The organism is Bacillus yapensis (genome assembly GCF_005280205.1).
Taxonomy (GTDB): domain Bacteria; phylum Bacillota; class Bacilli; order Bacillales; family Cytobacillaceae; genus Robertmurraya; species Robertmurraya yapensis.
In genome coordinates, this window is the sequence record NZ_SUND01000023.1 from 1 (window position 1) to 21,599 (window position 21,599).

Annotated in this window: 19 protein-coding genes and 2 pseudogenes; 5 read left to right on the forward strand and 16 right to left on the reverse strand. The window is 37.0% G+C overall.

All coding sequences use genetic code 11. The features are described 5' to 3' along the window. The first annotated feature begins 5 nt into the window (after positions 1-5). Positions 6-260: a spore germination protein gene (locus tag FAR12_RS20910; RefSeq protein WP_281275706.1), complete on the forward strand. Its 255-nt coding sequence runs from the start codon at positions 6-8 to the stop codon at positions 258-260. Beyond that, complete coding sequence (locus FAR12_RS20915) at positions 257-1,420, forward strand: Ger(x)C family spore germination protein (protein ID WP_246010468.1); 1,164 nt, start codon at positions 257-259, stop codon at positions 1,418-1,420. Before FAR12_RS20910 ends, FAR12_RS20915 begins: the two co-directional genes overlap by 4 nt. 120 nt (positions 1,421-1,540) lie before the next feature. On the opposite strand, the pseudogene FAR12_RS20920 reads toward FAR12_RS20915, so the two are convergent. The 3 genes and pseudogenes from FAR12_RS20920 to FAR12_RS20930 all read right to left on the reverse strand — a co-directional run. Further along, positions 1,541-2,365 (reverse strand): annotated as a pseudogene (locus tag FAR12_RS20920) (LTA synthase family protein); the annotation flags it as partial. A gap of 130 nt (positions 2,366-2,495) precedes the next feature. Further along, positions 2,496-2,915 carry a universal stress protein gene (locus FAR12_RS20925; RefSeq protein ID WP_126410715.1) on the reverse strand — a complete coding sequence of 140 codons (420 nt, stop codon included), beginning with the start codon at positions 2,913-2,915 and terminating at the stop codon, positions 2,496-2,498. Positions 2,916-2,935: 20 nt separating this feature from the next. Next, positions 2,936-4,399: a SulP family inorganic anion transporter gene (locus FAR12_RS20930; protein WP_126410716.1), complete on the reverse strand. Its 1,464-nt coding sequence runs from the start codon at positions 4,397-4,399 to the stop codon at positions 2,936-2,938. Positions 4,400-4,581: 182 nt separating this feature from the next. Between FAR12_RS20930 and FAR12_RS20935 the strand changes: the two genes are divergently transcribed. Next, entirely contained in the window at positions 4,582-5,124 is a 543-nt protein-coding gene (locus FAR12_RS20935; RefSeq protein ID WP_126410717.1) for a recombinase family protein, read from the forward strand. A gap of 191 nt (positions 5,125-5,315) precedes the next feature. On the opposite strand, the gene FAR12_RS20940 is transcribed toward FAR12_RS20935, so the two are convergent. From FAR12_RS20940 to FAR12_RS20965, 6 genes are all read right to left on the reverse strand, one after another. Further along, the gene (locus FAR12_RS20940; RefSeq protein WP_126410718.1) at positions 5,316-6,146 is read right to left on the reverse strand and encodes an ATP-dependent DNA ligase; all 831 of its coding nucleotides are present in this window, start codon (positions 6,144-6,146) and stop codon (positions 5,316-5,318) included. 127 nt (positions 6,147-6,273) lie between these two features. Continuing rightward, the gene (locus FAR12_RS20945) at positions 6,274-6,453 is read right to left on the reverse strand and encodes a hypothetical protein (protein ID WP_126410719.1); all 180 of its coding nucleotides are present in this window, start codon (positions 6,451-6,453) and stop codon (positions 6,274-6,276) included. A 143-nt stretch (positions 6,454-6,596) separates the two neighbouring features. Beyond that, positions 6,597-7,733, reverse strand: a complete 1,137-nt coding sequence (locus FAR12_RS20950) for a cation:proton antiporter (protein ID WP_126410720.1) — start codon at positions 7,731-7,733, stop codon at positions 6,597-6,599. A 310-nt stretch (positions 7,734-8,043) separates the two neighbouring features. Further along, positions 8,044-8,631, reverse strand: coding sequence for a hypothetical protein (locus FAR12_RS20955; protein WP_126410721.1), 588 nt, complete (start codon positions 8,629-8,631; stop codon positions 8,044-8,046). Positions 8,632-8,963: 332 nt separating this feature from the next. Further along, the gene (locus tag FAR12_RS20960; protein ID WP_126410722.1) at positions 8,964-9,458 is read right to left on the reverse strand and encodes a toxin-antitoxin system TumE family protein; all 495 of its coding nucleotides are present in this window, start codon (positions 9,456-9,458) and stop codon (positions 8,964-8,966) included. Next, positions 9,451-10,191, reverse strand: a complete 741-nt coding sequence (locus FAR12_RS20965; protein ID WP_126410723.1) for a hypothetical protein — start codon at positions 10,189-10,191, stop codon at positions 9,451-9,453. The genes FAR12_RS20960 and FAR12_RS20965 overlap by 8 nt, the downstream gene beginning before the upstream one ends. Positions 10,192-10,475: 284 nt before the next feature. Between FAR12_RS20965 and FAR12_RS20970 the strand changes: the two genes are divergently transcribed. Next, positions 10,476-11,114 carry a recombinase family protein gene (locus FAR12_RS20970; protein WP_126410724.1) on the forward strand — a complete coding sequence of 213 codons (639 nt, stop codon included), beginning with the start codon at positions 10,476-10,478 and terminating at the stop codon, positions 11,112-11,114. 66 nt (positions 11,115-11,180) lie between these two features. Here FAR12_RS20970 and FAR12_RS20975 read toward each other — a convergent pair. Further along, positions 11,181-11,675: pseudogene (locus FAR12_RS20975) on the reverse strand (Tn3 family transposase); the annotation flags it as partial. A gap of 121 nt (positions 11,676-11,796) precedes the next feature. Next, positions 11,797-12,357: a recombinase family protein gene (locus FAR12_RS20980; RefSeq protein WP_072501987.1), complete on the reverse strand. Its 561-nt coding sequence runs from the start codon at positions 12,355-12,357 to the stop codon at positions 11,797-11,799. A 739-nt stretch (positions 12,358-13,096) separates the two neighbouring features. On the opposite strand from FAR12_RS20980, the gene FAR12_RS20985 reads away from it, so the two are divergent. Beyond that, positions 13,097-14,236 (forward strand): zinc-dependent alcohol dehydrogenase, encoded by a 1,140-nt coding sequence (locus FAR12_RS20985; RefSeq protein WP_066154501.1) that lies wholly within the window; start codon positions 13,097-13,099, stop codon positions 14,234-14,236. A 185-nt stretch (positions 14,237-14,421) separates the two neighbouring features. On the opposite strand, the gene FAR12_RS20990 is transcribed toward FAR12_RS20985, so the two are convergent. The 5 genes from FAR12_RS20990 to gnd form a co-directional block, all read right to left on the reverse strand. Continuing rightward, on the reverse strand, positions 14,422-17,370 hold the full coding sequence (locus tag FAR12_RS20990; protein ID WP_072501989.1) for a Tn3 family transposase: 2,949 nt from the start codon (positions 17,368-17,370) through the stop codon (positions 14,422-14,424). A gap of 89 nt (positions 17,371-17,459) precedes the next feature. Continuing rightward, on the reverse strand, positions 17,460-18,026 hold the full coding sequence (locus FAR12_RS20995; RefSeq protein WP_066154495.1) for a recombinase family protein: 567 nt from the start codon (positions 18,024-18,026) through the stop codon (positions 17,460-17,462). Positions 18,027-18,230: 204 nt separating this feature from the next. Further along, positions 18,231-19,568, reverse strand: a complete 1,338-nt coding sequence (locus FAR12_RS21000; protein WP_066154493.1) for a glucose-6-phosphate isomerase — start codon at positions 19,566-19,568, stop codon at positions 18,231-18,233. Positions 19,569-19,808: 240 nt separating this feature from the next. Further along, the gene (locus FAR12_RS21005) at positions 19,809-20,300 is read right to left on the reverse strand and encodes a hypothetical protein (RefSeq protein ID WP_031538332.1); all 492 of its coding nucleotides are present in this window, start codon (positions 20,298-20,300) and stop codon (positions 19,809-19,811) included. 346 nt (positions 20,301-20,646) lie between these two features. Continuing rightward, positions 20,647-21,540, reverse strand: coding sequence for a phosphogluconate dehydrogenase (NAD(+)-dependent, decarboxylating) (gnd, locus tag FAR12_RS21010; RefSeq protein ID WP_031538333.1), 894 nt, complete (start codon positions 21,538-21,540; stop codon positions 20,647-20,649). Positions 21,541-21,599 lie beyond the last annotated feature (59 nt).

Below are 21,599 nucleotides of genomic sequence, written 5' to 3' on the forward strand. Positions count from 1 at the left end.
GAACGATTAGTACCTTACGCTTTTTTCTTTTCATTCTGTCTGCCACGCTTGGCATTTATGGCTTCTTTCTTGGATTATTTATTGTGCTCAGCCATTTAGCCTCATTGCGTTCATGCGGCTTACCTTACTTGGCCCCAATATCACCTCCATTTAAAGACTTGGCCAACGCTTTGTTTCGATTACCTTGGCCATGGCGAAACACTCGACCGGACATGTTGAAGACACGAGATTCTACAAGGCAAGGGGACAGGCATAAATGAGGAGATATAAAAGTATGGTTGCACTTTTCCTTCTTCTCACCCTTACCGGTTGCTGGAGCAGATATGAAGTGCAAAACATGAACTATGCTACGGCTGTTGGAATAGACTATGTCGATGGCCAATACACCTTGTATGTGCAATTGCTTGATTTCTCGACAGTGGCCAAGCTGGAGGGACAGCAAAAAGCGGAGCAGCCCCCGGTTTGGGTGGGCAAAGGCGAAGGTTCCTCGTTTACGGAGGCGGCAAATGATTTGTACAGTACATCACAACAACGCTTAAACTGGGGACAAATCTCTGCCATTTTGTTCAGCGAGAGATTGATGAAGGAAAACAAAGTCGGAGAAGTGCTGGAATTGATCAACCGTTATCGTGAAATAAGGTACTTGGCCTGGCTGTTTAGCGCAAGAGAGCCTCCTGAAGAAATCTTGCTGGCAACCCCATTTTTTAGATTATCGCCAAATGCATCCATTCTTCACAATCCCGAGCAAAATTTCAGACAGCGTTCTATCCTTGCTCCGGTCCGCCTGCAACAATTTGTACTGGACTCAAACGAAAAGGCCAGAACCAGTTATATACCGGAATTATCGCTTCACAAAGGTCAATGGCAGGAAAGTAATAAACCAAAAGAGCTGCTTAGATATTCTGGCATACATGTATATGATCTACACAATTATTATGGACGAATGGATCTTAAGGATTTGTCGGGAATGCCCTGGCTAAGTACTCACACGATCCGAGTACCTCTTGATTTGTTTGCCGAAGAGAAGCTTGCGGCTATTCTTGTCGCAGAAAAACCCAAATATGAAGTGACTCCTATTGTGAAATTGAACAAGGCGTATTTCGATATTTCAGTAAAAGTGAAGGCAGGGATCAATGAATTGCATACGGACCTTACCGAAAAGGAACTCACACAAATGGCTCAGGAAAAAATAGAGGAGCAAATCCGCAAAACGTATCAAACTGCTTTTAAAGAGGGTATAGATATTTACAATTTGGGCGAATCTTTGTATCGCAAACATCCACATCAATGGAAGAGCATTGCCACAGGAAAACAGCAACTCGTTTTAAACCAAGATTCCCTGCGCCATGTAAAGGTTGAGGTGAATATTGTTTACCCTGGAAGATATAAATTACATGAACATGGTGAATCCACCTCGTGATTCTGGCAAGTGAAATTATTAACTCACCTTGCTTCTTCTGCTTAGAGTTGGGGAAGCAAGGTTTTTGTTTCCAAAAAAATAGTTTAACGTTGTAAATCCGCATTTTCCTGACGGAACCCCTATAAAATCATTAAGGAAAGGCGTAATCTCCTCTCCATTCAGTCTCTCATTAACCACAAAACTTTGGGTAGATTCCATTGAAACAAATATGACATTGCGCTTTTCTGCAATCCCGAACATCTTTTCATTTGGCTTTGGTTTGTTGGCCATCAAATAATTTTGAATTTCAGTCAGTTCATCACTGTTTGCCAGTGCCTTTTTTGTACTGGTACGAGTCTGCAGTACGCCATCATATATGTGGAAGTTAAAGATCCCTATATTTTTGACTAATATTTCCCTGTCAAACGAACGGGTTAATAATTGAGGGCGTTCCGATTCAGCGAGTCCTAGATTGATAATGAAAATTGCCGTAACCATCACGAAGTAAATCCAACTTTCTTTGACAGTAGCTTTTTGAACATCATTATTTCGCTTGCTTGCCCACCAAATTAAAAGAAACACGTCTATGAACAATAGCAAATATAAAGGATTTACCAGCTCTCCTATACTGCTTCCTAAGTCACCCATATTGCTCGATTGAAATAATACAGGAATAGTCAGAAAATCATTAAAGAACTTATAGAACATAACATTAGCAATTAAAACGAGAGTAGATACTATGCCTACACTAATGACATAAATATTCCTTGCCCTTTCCTTCATAAACAGACCCAATCCAAACAATAACAACAAGAAACTCAGTGGGTTGAGAAATAAAATGAAGGCTTGCATTCCATTTTCTATCTTTATATCAAAGCTAGTCTTATAAATTACATAGGTTTTTAACCACATAAATAAGGTTGCCATGAATAAGAAGGAGTACTTTTTAAGTAAATTTTTAACCATTTTTCCACCTCTTAATTATTTATCGCAAACACTTTATCCTCTTTACCCTACCATTAAAAGAAAAAGTTTCCGGTCACTATGAACTGGAGACTTTTTCACATTAATATTCTTCACCAATAGTAATACTTTTTTATTTTACGATTAGAACTGGACTGTTTACTCTTTTTACTACTTTATGGCTCACACTTCCTAATACCATTTCCTGCAAAGAATTTAGGCCGCGGCTTCCTATCACAATCAAATCAAACTCTCCTTGGTTTGCATATTCAACTATTGTAGGGCCGGGTTCACCATGCAATATCTTCACGTGGTAAGTCAATGAATTGGATTTTAGTTGCTCTTCAATGGGTAAAAGCTTCTTTCGCCTAGATAGTTCAAGTTCCTCTCTTCCCTGGGAGTGAAGAACATCTCTCTTTGTTTTTGAGAAGTCCGCTACATAAACCACTTCAATAAAGCATTCCTTGCATAAAGAAGCAATTTTTATTGATTCTTCAGTAGCTCTAATTGAATGCTCCGATCCATCCACAGCTAACAAAATCCTTTTGTACATGTTTCTCACTCCTATTAAAATTAATGGCCGGACAGCTTTGCATTTGAATTGTTATATATGGCCAGCTTATCAACAAGCTTTTGGCTGGCCGAATCCAAATTTTTGATGGTCACAACATTTTTATTCTCTCGATATTTAATTACCACTTTGTCAATCGCTCCTACTGCTGAATCATCCCAGATATGGGCGCCTGAGAAATCGATAATGATATTTTTATTTTCCGCAGAGAAATCAAAAGCTTCTAAAAACCCTTCTACAGATGCAAAGAACAACTGACCTTCCACCTGAAAAACCGTATTTTGCTTTTCTTGCTTTTTAGTTACCTTTATTGTTGAAATCTTAGCTACGAAGAATATGGCACTTAAAATGACACCGGCGATAACTCCTTTAGACAAATCATGAGTGGCAACTACGATAGCAACCGTTACCAGCATAACTACTGCATCACTTTTAGGAGCCTTTTTTAAATAAGAAAACGAAGTCCAATCAAATGTACCAATGGAGACCATAATCATAATGCCCACGAGAACCGACATTGGAATTCGAACCACTAAATCGCCTAAAACAATAATTAAAAACATTAAAAAGGCACCTGCAATAAGCGTTGATAGTCTGCCTCTCCCTCCAGATTTCACATTAATCACGGACTGTCCAATCATCGCGCAACCTGCCATCCCTCCAAAGAAGCCTGTAACGATGTTGGCAATTCCCTGTCCCTTTGACTCGCGAGTTTTATTACTTTCTGTGCCTGTCATATCATCAACAATAGATGCAGTTAATAAGGCCTCAAGCAACCCAACAATTGCTAAGGCTAAGGAATAAGGGAAAATAATTTGTAATGTTTCAAAAGTAAATGGAACGTCTGGAATGAAAAATGAAGGCAAGGATTGAGTGATCGCACCTAAATCACCGACAGTTCTCAAGTCGGCATTAGAAAAAATCGCCACAGCTGTTAACGCGATAATTGCGATTAATGGAGCTGGGACTACCTTGATAAATCTCGGCAATACATACACAATCACTAAAGTGATGGCAACAAAGACATAAGTCAAAGTTGAAATCCCGATAAAATGAGGAACCTGCGCCATAAAAATCAGTATGGCCAATGCATTTACAAAGCCAATCATCACGGCACGTGGGATAAATTTCATCACTTTGGCTACCTTAAACACACCAAATATCACTTGGATTATACCTGTTAAAATAGTGGCTGCCAGTAAATAATTAAGCCCATGCTCTTTAACCAACGGTACCATCAGTAATGCCATCGCACCGGTGGCAGCTGAAATCATTCCTGGCCTTCCACCCACAAACGCAATAATGACTGCAATACAGAAAGAAGCATATAATCCAACCATCGGATCAACACCTGCTATAATGGAGAAGGCGATAGCCTCTGGTATTAAGGCAAGAGCAACTACAATACCAGCAAGGACATCTCCTCTCACATTGGAGAACCATTCTTTCTTTAACTTCTCGACCATTATGTTTACACCTCAGTTTATATTTATTTTTTGACTTTTTAACTCTCATAAAAGTCGAATTTAAAACCCAATAAAATGAGTGTACCATCTTTTGTCCCAAAATTGAACCTTTTTGGTCCTTTTTTATAGTAATAACTTTATGGTATGATAAGGAAAAGCACGAACAGTTAGGAGAATATGACATGTTAATTGGTTATATGAGACCCCATCAACAAGACCTCAACTGTGAAATACAATTAAGCAACTTAAAAAAAATGAATTGTGAAATAATCATTGCAGAAGAACATTCATCTCCAAAAAAACGCACGCAACTTAAAAATTTAATCCACAATCTTAATAAGAATGACAAAGTAGTTGTGACAAGACTTTTTACTTTAGCTGATTCAACACGACATCTTGTAGAGTTACTAGAAGAGATTGAATCGAAAGGTGCTTATATTATCTCTCTTCATGAGAATATCGATACTAGTATCAAATCTGGATATCCATTCACTGAAATTGTGAAACATCTTGTTGAATTTCAAAGCGATGCAATAAGCGAAAAAACAAAAATAGGATTGTCAGAAGCCAAAGAGAAGGGTGTTAGTGCTGGTAGACCAAGAAAACCTGATAAAAATGTTCAACGCGCGATTGAAATGTATCAAAGTAAAAATTATAGCCTGTCACAAATAAAAGAAGAGACGGGGATTAGTAAATCCACCTTATATCGATACTTAGAAAATTAGATAAAAAAACGATCATGATAAGAAATTTCCTTACATGATCGTTTTTGATTGAACGAGACTATAACCACTTTCACAAATTACAAAACAATAACCAAACTTGCAAAAAGTGGGGTTATTTAGATAGCAAATATTAGCAACTGTTTCTGGATTGGTATACCCTAAAACAAAAACGCCTACCTAATTGATAGACGTCAAGATATATATTCAACGAATGACGGACTCCGTAAAAGCCCCGTCTTCGTGTAGTTCCTAAATTTAACCCGGCACTTGATTTTCGGTTCAATGAATGTAAACTTCTTATTTTCATCCACGATCAAATCTCTGTACTCACCATAGAATTGTTTCCGAGCAGCCGGTGTCATGAACTCCATTAAACCACCAGGCTTTAGCCTGCCATTTTCTTCAAAAGCCAGCAGCAACCCAAACTTATCTTTTCGCAAACCGGTAATCACCACATCAGTATATTGATAGTTAATTACCTTCAGCCAATCGTGTGATCTCTTCTTGATCTGATATTTGGAATCAGCTTTTTTAAGGACAATACCTTCAAGTCCGTTCTGTTTCACTAAATCGAAATAAGCTCGGCCATTCCCATGCAGCCATTGTACCTTTGAAATATGCTTTTCATTTTCCACTAGCGAATCAAGCAGCTCTTTTCTCTGCAGCAATGGCAGATGTGTCACTTTCTCACCCTTATGATAAAGAACATCAAATATACAATACTGAATGGTATGCTCCGATCGCTTCGACTGAAACCTTTCCATCATGGCCTCAAAATCTGGCTTGCCTTCTGAATCGGATACGATTATCTCTCCATCAAGGACTGTGCCATCAGGAATATTTAAATGCAGCAGCTCCGGGAACTTGGCGGTCACTTCGTTGTTATGTCGCGAATACAGCTTAATTTGGTTATTGAATTTGGTTAATATCAATCTGATCCCATCAAGTTTGAGTTCAGTGATGTATTTTTCATCGTCAAAAGGTTCGTCTGACTTTTCTAATAGCATTGGTGCAGCAAACACCTGATAATCACCTCTGATTAATAGTAGCACGACAGCTGCGATAATTCTGGTGAAAAGGTGTTTGTAAGTTATTCCTAGCTTTCCATTAATGACGAATCATTTGTATAGTGATATTTCAAGAATATTGCTATCTTTTTATTTGGTCTTTATTGGATTGGATATACCACATTGGAACTTCCATCAGTTTGCCTTCATCTTCCTCATGCCCTGTGGACAAAACCTCAAATACAATAGCATCTTCTTTAATTTCAACTACTTTAACACAAATTTCTTCAAATTTTAGTGTTTCACCTATTTTAAAGTCCATTTGATAAAAACTCCTTTTTGACTCCATAATTTTCTTAAACTATCCTGCCCCTTTAGTGGAACAAGAAAGATACAATACACATTATCTCTAGTAAACAGCCTCCAAGAATTCTTGGAGGCTTGACTTACAGATTATGCGATATTCTATGCTTTGCTTTTCGATTGAAAGAACCATTTCATCATTGGTGGAGTCACAATGGTGGAAACCAGTATTACGACGACAATCACAGCAAACATATCTTGTGAAAGTAAGTCAGATTCAAGTCCCAATGCTGCCAGAATCAATGCGACTTCTCCCCTTGAAACCATCGCTGCTCCGATTCCCAATGAGCTGTTCCAATTAAACCCAGCCCATTTTGCCCCGAGCGAAGCACCAACTAATTTGGTCATGATTGCGATAAGGCTTAAAACTGTAATTAAACCCAAATTTTCACCTATACCTGCAAATTGAGCTGTCACACCAATGGATGTGAAGAACACGGGAACAAAGATGGCGTAACTGATCGTCTCGACCTTTTCAAAAACTTCTCCCTTGAAGTTTGTCACGCTGATAGCAACACCTGCGATATAGGCTCCGATAATCGCAGCCACTCCCGTATATTCAGCGAGGAAAGCATAAACGAAGCAAATAATTAGGGCGGACGAGATCACCGTTTCCGAGTCTTTTAATGTTGAAAACTTTTTCAAGAACCACGGTACCAATTTCCATCCAATAAGAATCGCTCCAGCAAAGAATAGTACCTTTTTAAGCACGACTGTCGTCAAACTTACATCTCCGCCTGCAAAGCTCATTAAGAATGCCAAGGCAATGATTACAACTACGTCGTCAATTACAGCAGCCCCTAAAATCGTGGTGCCTTCTCGGGTTTGCAATTGATTCATCTCCTTTAGAGCCTGCACGGAAATACTAACGCTGGTAGCAGAGAGCAGCAAACCGAGGAACCAAGATTCGAAAGTACCAAGGTTCAATGTGATGCCTGCTAAGTAACCAATTAACAGAGGAACTACGATACCGCCCAAACCTACATATGCGGAGGCTTTCCCGGTGCGTTTAAATTCATCCAGGTCCGTTTCTAAGCCAGCGATGAACATCAAAAGTATAACACCGATCTGACTAAATTCTGCCAGTGTTTCTGTTTCATTCACCAAGCCCAGGAAGGAGGGACCCAAGACAATTCCGATCAATAATTGTCCGAGAACTGCGGGCTGCCCCAATCTCACGCTCAAGCTCCCGGCTATTTTGGCTGTAACTATAATAATGGCTAACTGTAGTATTAACACCCATATTCCACCTTTCATCTTTATTATTTGTTTTATAACACACAGACATACAAAAAGAGCCTGTCACCAAGGGACATACGTATCCCTTGGTGACAGGCTCCTCCAAGTCATTGAAGTATTCAAATGTATTATTATTTATTATTATCTCATAATTTGATCAAATCCGTACCCTATTGCTTATCGCTCTTAAATGGGTATCCTTATTCAACTAACCTTCCCCGTTAGTTTAACAAAAAAGAGCTGCCACGATAACAGCTCTGATCTTAAACTCATGCACCCGTTTGTTTAAGTACTTCACATTCTTTATTCATTATCTCGACAGTCTATTATCACTATTGTTTCGATTCTTTATTCTTAAGATGCCAAGATAAACAAAGAGCATAGAACCTGCTAGTCCTATTGTGGCAGGCAGAATAATTGATTTTCCTGAATTACCAGCAAAAATTAAACTCCATCCTATTTTTCCGAATGCGATAAAAGTCATAACCGAAAAACCAAACCAGATGTTTCTCTGCCAAAAAGCAAGAGCTAGCAAGGTAAGTGACAGTGGAATGATTAATGTAACCAAAATCTTCACCATTCCCCAATCACTGGTCAGATAGCCTACTTCATATTGAAGGAATTCCTGTACATCAGCATTAACCGAACTCGGTTCAGGGAACCAAAACATGCTCGTAAAAATGCAAAACAGGGTACACGAAATCCCTGCCAAACTTCTTTTGAAAGCAAAGAAACAAAAAGGAATAATGAAAATCGGCCTGATAAACCATGAAAGTTGATTGTGATGCCGTGCGAATGCCCATTCAAGAAAATTACGATTTACTCCGAAAGCAATCAAGAAACCGACAGAAGCCAAAGCAAACAAAATAGCAAATGATTTATCATATTTTTTGAACATAACTATTCACCCCTTCCATTTACACTGAAGAAGAAGAAAGCACTTTAAATAGACATCAGTTCTTCCTTGTTACAAAAATACAATTCAGATTAACAATTGAAGGATAACAAAGAACGTTCAACCCTACCCAAAAAATACCATATGCGGCTGATTATATATACGAAATTGTTGCACTAACCTGCCTGTTAGTGGAAGAAGTATTTTTTGAACAACTATATTATTTTTTAAATGATTTTATTGTAAAATAAACAACTTTATTATCTCTGCACATCATTTCGGAGTAAATATCAAAAAAAGCACTCTTTCTACAGAGTAAGGGTGCTTTAACCTGTTTATAACTCGATATAAAATGTATGTGTTTCAATATACTCTTTATTTGACTCGATATAGTCAGTAATAATGCCAATCACTTCGTGTAGGTTTTCAATGCTTGTTTCTGTTCGCGGAACTGTATCACCCGGAACATTATGGTGATGAAAGGGATCTGTTTTTACATGTCTTGGTGGTTCTGGGTGTTCTTGTTTATCAAAAGAAGTAATATGTCTTTCGTGTTTACTCTTTCTGTTTCTTCCTTGAACAACAGGGTATTCCCAAGCATAACGATATTCTTCAATATCGCCTAAATCACTGTATTTTTCGTTTATAGATAAGACCGTTTCCCCGTAAATATTATGATTATTTAGTGGCAATGTAGCAACAACTCTTGCCTCTCCCTTTGCCTTTATTTCAGGTATCTTGTTGTGATTAAAGAGTTGAGGATTTGATTCGAAAAGGTCAGCAAAATATTGAACCCTTTCTATTTGCATTTGTTGTTTTGGGTTATTCATATTGTAGTTTGTTTAATTCTTCAAGAGCATCTCGCCAATCAAAATAATCATCAGGTTCATCAAGGGAATACGGATCATCTATATTTTCAAAAACTTCTTCAAATGTTCCATTGTAAATGTTCTGGAATTCGCTAATTTCATCCATCAGTTCTTTAATTACATCTTCTTTTATGCGATTACGTATACGATAGTGTTGATACAAAGCTTGAATTCGTGATGCCCAAACGCCGTTTTGCCAATAGAAAAAATTATGGAGAGGGTAACAACGATGACCTACGTCTGTAATCCTTTCCATACCAGTAGATACATACCGGCTTAGGGTAGCTTTAGATATACCTAATAACTTTTGAAGTTGGTGTGAAGTAATCAAGGCTTTACGATGGTAAATATACTCAAGCTTACCCCGTTCAGTAATTAATAGAAACATTTGGTCTAAAGCATATTTTGCTTTGGCAAAAGATTCTATAAGTGGGAGCCTAGTATCCTTTAGGATGTTATTCAATTCATCTGTCCATTTACTATAAAGAGCTTGTTCTTGAATGAAAACAGTGTCTTTGGCCGGAGTTATAGTAATAAGATACGAATGATATTTCATTTGCATCGCATATGCGTAATTTGAAACCAATTCAACAGCGCTTATATCTGGATGCTGGGTTAGCTTATTAACTAATTTGTTACTAAATTCTTCTCGAAACCCTGATGAATTTGCATTATCATTTTGCAAAGAAATCAATTCTATCCCTCCTTTCCTTTATTTTACCATACAATGAAACGAAATTGTATTTTTGTTTCATTATACTCATTTCTTTCCCTTTTTATGCTGCATATAACCAAAACATAAAGAATATTTTTATCTTAAAGATTTTGTTTATAAAGGTATACTTTTAGGACAAGTTATCATTCTATGTTAATAACGTTTGAAAACTCCTTAAATATTATTTTTTAAACGTTTATGTTATTACATAGATTTTATAAACATATTGGTATATAATGGTGAAGTAGGGAGAGTGAAAAAGGTTGACAAATTTCGGATATGTTCGAGTTAGTTCTAAAGATCAAAATGAAGCACGCCAAATACATAAAATGAAGGAATTGGGGATAGAAGAAAGATTTATCTTCATTGATAAATTATCCGGAAAAGATTTTGACAGACCGCAATATCTGTTATTAAAAAGATTTATCCAAAAAGGTGATTTAATTTACATCGATGCGTTAGACCGATTAGGACGCAACTATGATGGTATCCTTCAAGAATGGAAAGAAATCACTAGGATTTTGCAAGCAGACATAATTGTCCTGGAGAATGCCGAGCTTTTTGACAGTAGGAAATTTCGTTCAATGGGTGATATGGGGAAAATGCTTGAAGATCAATTTCTAAGTTTGCTTGCATATGCAGCCGAGCAAGAGAGGAAGAGAATACTTTTAAGACAAGCTGAAGGAATAGCTGCCGCAAAAGCTTCAGGGCAAACATTTGGTAGGCCTAGCATTAATTACATCAATCTCACAACGGAACAAAAATATTTAATTGAAAAGAATTATGAACGATGGAAATCGAAAAAAATTACTGCGGTTGAGTTTATGAAGCTGCTAGATCTGAAGAAAAATACTTTCTATAAAGTAATTAAACAATATGGGGTACGACCGAGATACATGTAAAAAAGGGTCATAGTATGGTATTGTTTACCATTTATAACCCTTTCTTGCTCTTTACTTTCTTATATACTATACAGGAATATCTTCCTCGATTGGTTGTGGAATATTTTCTAAATCGATCATATAGTCTCCGAAACGTTTTATATGCCTAGTCAGATAAGGGCTAAGCATGACAATATCTTCTTTTGAAAATACATAGCCTTCTTTAGAAAGTTCCCACAAAATAAGTGTTATATCACATACATTTTGGAATATTACTGCGTTGGCAACTAAATCATTATATTTAATTCGCTTTTCTTGTTCTTCTGGATCATTTTCTGAAATGATCCCATCGCCACCAAAAAATAGCCATTTGGAAAAGCCGTTATATGCTTCGACTTTGTTTGTACTAGCACCAATTTGCTCTCTTAGTTTTATATCAGAAATATATTTAAGCAAAAATACAGTTCTTACAATCCTTCCTAATTCCCTAAAAGCTTGATATAATCGGTTTTTTCTACTATAGTTACTTAGTTTTCTAAGTAGTGTAGAGGGTAATATTTTACCAGCTTTTATAGAAAGAACCTGTCACTTTAATCGGTAAATTGCACCTGTTTTAAGTGCTATTTTGCACTTCAAAATACGCCTATTCTAAACAATAAAAGCACTTATCCAAGCTGTGAGCTGGTAACAAGTGCTTTACGTTTTATTTTAGAGGTTTTTCCAAATAGCGATAAATGGTTGTTCGAGATACGCCCCATTTTTCCGCCACATCTTTAATTGATGTACCATTTTCAATGAGCGATTTCATCATTTCAATATCTTTCGCTTCCAGTTTCTCCGGACGTCCCCCAAGACGACCACGCGCTCTAGCTGCTGCTCGTCCTGCTGCTGAGCGTTCCTCGATCAGATTCCGTTCAAATTCTGCAAAGGCTGCGAAGAGGTGGAACATTAATTGCCCCGTTGCGTTGCTTTTGTCCATCGTTAGGTTTTCTTGCAGGCTGTGAAAGCCCACACCTCGTTCGTTCAAAGTATTCACAATCTGTATTAAGTCCTGCATGTTGCGACCAAGACGATCTAATCGCCAAACAACAATGGTATCGCCTTCACGTGCATATTGAAGTGCTTCCTCCAAGCCAGGGCGCTGCTTTTTCGCTCCACTCATCTTATCGTGAAAGATTTTTCCACAGCCATGTTGCGTTAACGCATCCATTTGTAAATCTAAATTTTGTAACCCTGTCGAAACGCGCGCATATCCAATTAACACCAGTAATCACTCTTTTCTCATTTTTCCTTTAAGTTCATTGTAACATAAGATAGAATTCAATATGTTATTGAACATAGAATAATGAACAGAGTTTTGTAACACCTATAGCCTTAAAAAACATTCATTTCAACGGATATCTGAGTGTGTTCAGAAAAGGACGAGTTTTAGAACACATAGAGTAGCATAAGTAGTGGTCATGTTAGATTTTGGAACATGAAGAGTAAAATAAAAAGCGCTGATAATTCCGAATAACCGGGTATGTACACTTTTTGCTTTTTATACAAAATGAGCAATAGATGTAAAAAAAACCCGTTGTTAGACGGATGCAGTAAATGGGGACCATCGCTGAGCTGTAATTTCTTGTATACATTAAAGTAGTAGTAACCGAAATGGCACAAGTCCCTATAGCTGCATAAACCAAAAATGTAGGGAGCCAAAGTCAAAACGCTTTCACATCTAAAACTTATAAATTTTTGACGCACAGATTTTTAGATTTATTTTAACTGTTCTCTCAAAGATTGTTGCTATCGTGCATAATTTAGGCATTTGAAAAGGCGTACCTCTGATAATAGATTAGTACGCCTTTTCCATCTCATTTTTAATGTCAAAGCGGGAGTCGAACTGAAGCAAACGCCCTATTTAGTCAAATAGAACTAAAAATAAATAAAAAAACATATAAATTTCTTCAATGGGTATATTATATACAAGTTATATCAATTTATAGTAGGAGGTTTTACTTGTGAAAGCAGTTACTTTTCAAGGTTCCAAGGATATGCAAGTGAAAGAAGTTCCAGATGCGAAGCTTCAACAAAAAGACGATATTGTCGTGCGCATTACATCAACAGCGATATGCGGATCTGACTTACATATTTATCAAGGTGCCCTGCCAGCTGAAAAAGATTACGTAGTTGGCCACGAGCCTATGGGTATTGTAGAAGAAGTAGGGCCAGAGGTAACAAAAGTGAAGAAAGGGGACAGAGTTGTCATACCGTTTAATATTTCGTGTGGCAGCTGTTTCTATTGTCAGCATGATTTGGAGAGCCAATGCGATAATTCTAATCCAAATCCAGAAATTGATACAGGCGGATATTTTGGATTTACGGAGCGTTACGGTAATCATCCAGGTGGACAAGCTGAATATTTGCGTGTTCCTTATGGGAATTTTATGCCTTTTGTAATTCCTGAATCTGTTGAACTTGAAGATGAAGCATTACTGTTTATGTCTGATGTACTACCAACTGCTTATTGGAGCATTGAAAGTGCAGGGGTAAAAAAAGGGGATACAGTTGCCGTACTCGGCTGTGGACCGGTTGGGTTAATGGCGCAAAAGTTTGCATGGATGAAAGGCGCAAAAAGAGTCATTGCGGTCGATAATCTTCCATATAGGCTTGAACGTGCCAAAAAAATGAACAATGTTGAAATTTATAATTTTGATGAATTTGATGATATGGGTTCCCATATTAAAGAAATCACAAATGGCGGTGTAGACGCAGTCATTGACTGCGTAGGGATGGATGGTAAAAAAACACCCCTCGAAGCTGCCGAACAAAAGATGAAGCTTATTGGTGGAACAATTAGCCCGATCAAAATCGGTATGAATGCTGTGAGAAAATTTGGAACGTTGCAGCTGACTGGGGTCTACGGGTCCAAATATAACCAGTTCCCTTTAGGGAATATATTTGAAAGAAATGTACAAATAAAAATGGGCCAAGCACCTGTCATACATTACATGCCAATGCTCTTTAAAATGATTACGTCGGGAGAGTTGGACCCAACAGAAATCGTCTCTCATAAAATGCGTCTAGACCAGGCGAGCGAAGCCTATCAAATCTTTAATGATCACGAAGATGAGTGTGTCAAAGTCATTCTTCAACCCTAATCTTACTATACACTTCCAGATTGTATTATAACCAATAGTATACTTTTTATCACTATGTAAAAGTAAAGTGTGTACTTACAAAATAATGCTATATTGGGGTACGACCGAGATACATGTAAAAAAGGGTCATAGTATGGTATTGTTTACCATTTATAACCCTTTCTTGCTCTTTACTTTCTTATATACTATACAGGAATATCTTCCTCGATTGGTTGTGGAATATTTTCTAAATCGATCATATAGTCTCCGAAACGTTTTATATGCCTAGTCAGATAAGGGCTAAGCATGACAATATCTTCTTTTGAAAATACATAGCCTTCTTTAGAAAGTTCCCACAAAATAAGTGTTATATCACATACATTTTGGAATATTACTGCGTTGGCAACTAAATCATTATATTTAATTCGCTTTTCTTGTTCTTCTGGATCATTTTCTGAAATGATCCCATCGCCACCAAAAAATAGCCATTTGGAAAAGCCGTTATATGCTTCGACTTTGTTTGTACTAGCACCAATTTGCTCTCTTAGTTTTATATCAGAAATATATTTAAGCAAAAATACAGTTCTTACAATCCTTCCTAATTCCCTAAAAGCTTGATATAATCGGTTTTTTCTACTATAGTTACTTAGTTTTCTAAGTAGTGTAGAGGGTAATATTTTACCAGCTTTTATAGAAAGAACCACTTGGAGCAGATCTTGCCAGTGTGTTTCAATTAGGTCCCAGTCAACGGTATCACTAAACAACTGATCAATGTGGTGATATTTTGTGTCCTTATCAGCCCTGTAAAATTTTAAATCCTTCCAATTTCGAATACGAGGCATTAAATTAATCCCCAATAAATGTGCAAGTGCAAAAACAGGCGTTGATTGACCTTGCGTATCAGCATGTAACGTATCGGGCTGAATGTCTGATTTATTTTTCAGCAAACCATCAATAATATAAACTGCTTCCCAAACTCCACATGGAATGAAGTGACTAAAGAGTGCAATATAAGTATCTGAAACATGATGATATGCAATCCCCCCATAACCTCCGTATCGAATGTGGTATTCAGAGATTAAGTTTTCTTCGTAGAGATCAAATTTTGTTCCATCTGCAGCAGCCGTTTTTCCATCACCCCATAGTCTAGGCAAACTAAATTGATTGTATTGATTTAAAATATTACGAATAGCTTCGTCTATTTTAGATGCATTAATATGTCGCCGATTTACAAATGAAATCATGTGTGGGGTTACTGCTTTTTTCATGTGCTTAGAAGTCTGTGTTGGTCCTAAATTACATCCGTATCCAAAAGAAGTAATGATATAACGTTCCATTGCATTTTCAAGCTTAGGATCTGAACCAGATAATGGTCCAAAATGCCGTGTCCAATTTGTCCAATGTTCTACATTACAAAGAATATCTAAGACATTTCGTTCAGGTAACCGTTGAGAAATAACTACCTCTAACGCCTTACTTGTCTGAGGTTGTTCTTTTCTCATTATTTTTCTCAACGTTGGTTCTCCATTTTCATTAATGATTACCTGGCCGTTATCAGGGTAGTTTAAATCTACTTTTTGTGCAGTATCTCCTAGCCAGAGCTTTAATTGTTGAACAAAATCCCCTGAATTTGAAGAAAAGCCAAGTTCCTTACAGTATTCATCTACCATAGGTTTACACTCATCCCAAGAAAGGAGCTGTTCACGGTAATCAGCAAAATTCTCTGATCCTTTTACACAAAGGTCTCCCGTTTTTAAATCGCTTGCAAGATAGGAAAAAATACAGATTTCAAGGTGTTTACGATGGATTAAGTTATTTTCTTTAGGTACATAAATCGTTTTTTTCCACTGTTCACTAGCAAATGAAAGATCCAAATCTATTTGTAGCTTTACAATTTTTCGGTTCTCATTATCACGTAAAAATTGTAAAGCTTCTAAAAGTGATTGATCCTGTGTGGTTGAATTAATTTCAATCATACTAATCAATCTAAAAAGAGTTTTCCTGTGGCTTTTATAGAACTTCCATAAAAGAGGAAGGTAGTTATTGCCATTATATGATGAAATTGATTCACAATCTTCTTTTAATGCGTCGATACCACCTCTTCTCCCTAATAACTCCCTTATTTTCTGACCAGTCAAGGTATCGTTCTCATTTATACTTGTGGCATTTAAGACTTCCGCCAAAACAGATATAAGATTTTCAGTTTTTGATCTATGTTTTTCTCGAAGAAGTTCTAGCTCCTCTTTGCCTTTGTTATGTATAGTTCTGACTCTTTTGAGAAACATCTCTACCAAACTATCTATAGCTGAAATTTTTGAGCGATAAATCATACAAAGTAGCAGCATATATCTTTTAGCTAAATTAAAGTCTTTTAATTCTGATGCATCAAGCGCTTTTGCTTCTAAAGCGAAGTGTTTAATTTTTAAATTTGGAATATCCTCTAGTAAGCTATCAATTTCTTCTATAAAATCAGTTAACAGAAGTAACCTATTTTGTATTTCTTTCATATGCGAAAGTGTTGCGCTTTTTGGAATTTCTTTTAATAAGTTATATTCAGAAGTCCGATTATCATTTTTAGTAACTAGTAATTGATCTAATTTTCGCTCAATTTCAGGAGTCAATTTTGAAAATACTGAATTAAATAACTGGTGATTCACTAATGTTCTTATACGACGAGCCAATCGATCTAATGTACTAAAAGCAGGTAATTCACACCTTTCTTTTATTAATATTTCAATGGATACGTTGATAAGATCGGCTGGATTGTCCATTACCTGTGTAGCCTTATAAATTGAAGTAGTTGCAATATGTAAGGCTTCTTTTCCATAAGGACGTACATTGAGGTAATCTCTAATTGCTTTTTGATGTCGGTAAATTGATTTACTATTGTAATTCGGTTCAACACTAGCAGAGAGATTCAAACAGGTCCGAATATGAATCATGATCTCTACAGGAATATCTTTCGGTGGAGGAAAGTAACCAAGTCGTTGGAAAGACTTTAACATAACTAATAGACTTAGAACTGAAACAGGTCCTCTAGCAACTTTATGCGCAAATTGGTTTTCTTCAGGTGTAGGGGAGTAAACATCACGAAGTTCTTTTGAAGTAGGACGTTTTTTAAATCTTGGATAAGCCGTACGTTCTATAGATGACAAATTACCAACTCCATTCAAATTAAGTTGGGGGTGGTGACAGAGTAGCTGCCCTAGTCCGTCACATAATTCCCTAAAAATATAAGAGATTATTAATTTGCTTCTACTAGTTTTCTTTTATTAATCGCTCGATATAATGATCCCTGTGAAAGTCCTGTACCTTCTACAATTTCTTTTACCGAGTATTCTTTACTGTCATACATCCTCAAGGCTATTTCAATTTTCCCTTGATCCACTTTAGGCCTTCCTAGTTTTTTTCCTCTTCTTTTACTCGCTTCTAACCCTTCTTTAACTCTTTCTACAATTAAATTTCTTTCTAACTCTGCGATGACACACATCATTTGAAACATGGCTTTTCCCGTTGATGTTCTTGTATCCATGTTCTCCTTAATAGAAACGAACTTTACACCAGTATCCTCGAATTGCTGAATAATAGAAAGAATATCAAGTGTTTTTCTCCCTAAGCGTGAAATACTTTCTACTACAACGGTATCACCTTTCCTTATTACATCTAGCAATGAGTTAAGTCCATCTCTATCCTTTGTAGTCCCAGTAAATTTCTCTTGAACCATTTTTTCACAGCCGTACTCAGAAAGTAATATAATTTGTCGGTCTAAATTTTGGTCAACTGTCGAAACTCGAGCATAACCGATTATCATAAAGAAGCCTCCTGCACAATTTAATAATCTAATTGTACAAGAGACATCATTTTTGTAAAAGTATTTGGTAAAACTTTTGGTAATTATTTTTGGTAACCTATAAAATTAGTAAAATCAAGCATCAGTATTTCTCATAAATATTGTTACAAAAAATATGGTTTTTGGTAACAATCTTTTTATTAATACAAAACCAATCAGATATAATTATTTTGATAAACGCTCCATGAGAGTAGCTTTTTCTGCTTCAAAACCAGGTTTGTCAAGTAAAGCAAACATATTCTTCTTGTATGCTTCGACTCCAGGCTGGTCAAATGGGTTAACTCCTAATAGATGGCCACTAATCCCACATGCCTTCTCAAAAAAGTAAACCATCTCACCGTAAGTGTATTCATTCATTTCATCCAGTTCAATCACGAGATTAGGTACTTCTCCATCTATATGGGCCATAAGGGTACCCTGAAATGCACTTTTGTTGACTTCATCCATCGTCTTACCTGCCAGGAAGTTTAATCCATCAATATTTTCTGGATCCTCCTGAATAGTCACTTCAATTCGAGGTTTCTTAATCTGTAAAACCGTTTCTAAAAGGTTTCGTCGACCTTCTTGTACATATTGCCCCATGGAATGCAAATCCGTTGAAAAATCAACGGAAGCAGGGAATAGCCCCTTTTGATCTTTTCCTTCACTTTCCCCAAACAGCTGCTTCCACCATTCCGATACGTAGTGAAGGGAGGGCTCATAGTTAACAAGCACTTCAATTGCTTTTCCCTTATTGTAGAGTACATTTCGGACCGCAGCATACTGATAGCTCTCATTTGTCAATAAATCAGGATTGTTGTATTTACGGGCTGCTGCTGCTGCCCCTTCCATCATATGATCAATATCAAGTCCTGCTACGGCAATTGGTAAGAGACCAACTGCTGTTAGCACAGAATACCTTCCACCTACATCATCCGGAATAACAAACGTTTCATATCCTTCTTTGTCCGCAAGCTTTTTTAATACGCCTTTTTCCTGATCTGTAGTGGCAAAAATACGTTTTCTCGCCTCTTCTTTTCCGTATTTTTTCTCCATATAGTCACGAAAAATACGGAAAGCAAGGGCTGGCTCTGTCGTTGTTCCTGATTTGGAAATGACGTTAACAGAGATATCTTTCCCCTCTAATAGTTCAAATAAATGAGATATATAAGTAGAACTGATATTGTGACCGGCAAAATACACTTTTGTCTTATCGTTCATTTGGTTATGAAAGCTATGGGACAAAGCTTCTATAGCTGATCTTGCACCCAAATACGAACCACCAATACCAATTACAACCATTGCGTCTGAATGTTTCTTGATTCTTTCAGCAGCTTGTTTAATTCTTTCAAATTCACTCTTATCATAGTTTAGTGGCAAATCGACCCAACCAAGATAATCAGAGCCGGGGCCTGTTTTTTCATGTAGCATTTTATGAGCCACTTTTACAAATTCACTTAGATTATCTACTTCACTCTTTTTCATAAATGCTAATGCATTGGAGTAATCAAACGAAATAGTCATACATTACTTCCCCTTTCAATCAAATTTAGCTTAGCTGCTTCAATCGGAGATCCTTCTCCGTAAAAAAGATCTCTCGGCATAGTAAAACGTTTCATGTTAGTGCATTCTCCTTTTCTACAGTATATAAGGGAAGTTTTTAAAAACACATTTAAACTCCCCCTTTTCAATTTTGAAAAATCCTTAGTGGGACCGTGTAATTATCAATAGCGTACATTAAAAGATAGTTAGTATTAAGAAAACTCAATGGTCCCTCTCTACATCGGCACTTAGTATGTCTTCTGTTTTGATTTCAAGTAATATTTCCAAGAATCTTATCGTTCCTAATACTTTTCGAGTGTCTCCCTCATTTTGAACATTCTCCATTTTCTTTTGTTGGATCAGTTCACTTATTACTTGCTTGAAAGCATTGGTTTTTATAAGCCATTCTCCAACCAGTAGCTTAGTTGAGTCTCTCTCGTGTTCGGTTTTGACAGCAAATAAACTTTCGGTATCTGTCTCTCTTAACGTGATTGAATTAAAATCTTCGCTCATTTGAATCCGAAAATAATTCCTTTCACTATCATAATATTTTCCGTCCCTTAGAAGAAAATACTCTATCCCTAATACTATTTCATAAAAGGGCTCATTATCTGATGGAGAATGGAGTTCTTTTACTTCGATATTCTTCACCATGTCTAAATAGGTTTCTAAACCATATTGTGTGTTAATGATTTTTGCATCCAATACGTTCATGATGTCACACCTCAATATTGTTTTATTTTTTTGGCTCTGTTAAACTTGTCTGTTGGCTCCAGGTGCTCGCTTTCCGCGGGCGAGCCGGGAGCCTCCTCGGCGCTGTGCGGCTGCGGGGTCTCCCTTGTCATGTTTTTCCCGCAGGACGTTGAATCATCATCCGTGAATAGGCACCGCACGAGAAAATGTGAATGCATTTTCGAGGAGTCTCGCTCCTTCCGCTTCAATCAACATAGTTAGCACTATCAACGACTTAAGTAAATCTACCAATTTTTGGGATATACCAAACTAAAAATCCAATGAATTTCCGGCTCATTTTAACGAAAGACATATACAGCAGATGACTTTATGATTTTTCCACAGCATGTCCGCCAAATTCATTACGAAGGGAAGCTACCACTTTACCTGTAAATGTATCATTGTCTAATGAACGGTAACGCATTAGTAAAGACATAGCGATAACAGGGGTAGCTGTTTGAAGATCCAAAGCGGTTTCAACTGTCCATTTCCCTTCCCCAGAAGAATGCATAATGCCCTTAATTTCATCTAATTTTGCATCTTTAGAAAATGCGCGTTCTGTCAATTCCATGAGCCATGAGCGGATGACAGAACCGTTATTCCACACCCGTGCCACTTTTTCATAGTCAAAATCGAAATCGCTTTTTTCCAGGACTTCGAATCCTTCACCAATGGCGGCCATCATTCCGTATTCTATTCCATTGTGGACCATTTTTAAGAAGTGGCCACTACCAGATTTCCCAGCATATAAATACCCATTATCTACAGCTGTATCTCTAAAAATCGGCTCGACAATGCTCCATGCTTCAGGATCTCCACCAATCATATAACAAGCACCATAGCGAGCACCTTCCATCCCCCCAGAAGTACCGGCATCCATAAAGCTCACTCCAACTTTCTTCAACTGTTCGTAACGACGAATGGATTCCTTATAATGCGAATTACCAGCTTCAATGACGATATCTCCTTCACTTAGAAATGGTGTGATTTCACTAATAACTGAATCAACGACTGAGTGTGGGACCATTATCCAAACAACTCGTGGCTTTTCTAATGATTGAACAAGATCTTGTAAACTGGATGCTCCTTCAACTCCGTATTTTTTAATTTCTTCAATAGTATTTGTATTTAGATCAAACGCCATTACACGGTGTTTATTGTCAATTAAGTTTTTTCCTAAGTTCATACCCATTTTCCCTAATCCAATTAATCCTACTTTCACTTGAGTTTCCTCCTTTAAATTACAAAAAATAGCCTGTATTATTATGCTACCCATTTGTT

What these genes read in the sequence shown, in the direction of transcription:
- FAR12_RS21005 (WP_031538332.1), bottom strand. Translation starts at nt 20,300, where the DNA reads ATGAACGTATTGGATGCAAAAATCATTAACACACAATATGGTTTAGAA.
- FAR12_RS20935 (WP_126410717.1), top strand. Translation starts at nt 4,582, where the DNA reads ATGTTAATTGGTTATATGAGACCCCATCAACAAGACCTCAACTGTGAA.
- FAR12_RS20995 (WP_066154495.1), bottom strand. Translation starts at nt 18,026, where the DNA reads ATGATAATCGGTTATGCTCGAGTTTCGACAGTTGACCAAAATTTAGAC.
- FAR12_RS20945 (WP_126410719.1), bottom strand. Translation starts at nt 6,453, where the DNA reads ATGGACTTTAAAATAGGTGAAACACTAAAATTTGAAGAAATTTGTGTT.
- FAR12_RS20960 (WP_126410722.1), bottom strand. Translation starts at nt 9,458, where the DNA reads ATGAATAACCCAAAACAACAAATGCAAATAGAAAGGGTTCAATATTTT.
- FAR12_RS20915 (WP_246010468.1), top strand. Translation starts at nt 257, where the DNA reads ATGAGGAGATATAAAAGTATGGTTGCACTTTTCCTTCTTCTCACCCTT.
- FAR12_RS21000 (WP_066154493.1), bottom strand. Translation starts at nt 19,568, where the DNA reads ATGACTATTTCGTTTGATTACTCCAATGCATTAGCATTTATGAAAAAG.
- FAR12_RS20925 (WP_126410715.1), bottom strand. Translation starts at nt 2,915, where the DNA reads ATGTACAAAAGGATTTTGTTAGCTGTGGATGGATCGGAGCATTCAATT.
- FAR12_RS20955 (WP_126410721.1), bottom strand. Translation starts at nt 8,631, where the DNA reads ATGTTCAAAAAATATGATAAATCATTTGCTATTTTGTTTGCTTTGGCT.
- FAR12_RS20930 (WP_126410716.1), bottom strand. Translation starts at nt 4,399, where the DNA reads ATGGTCGAGAAGTTAAAGAAAGAATGGTTCTCCAATGTGAGAGGAGAT.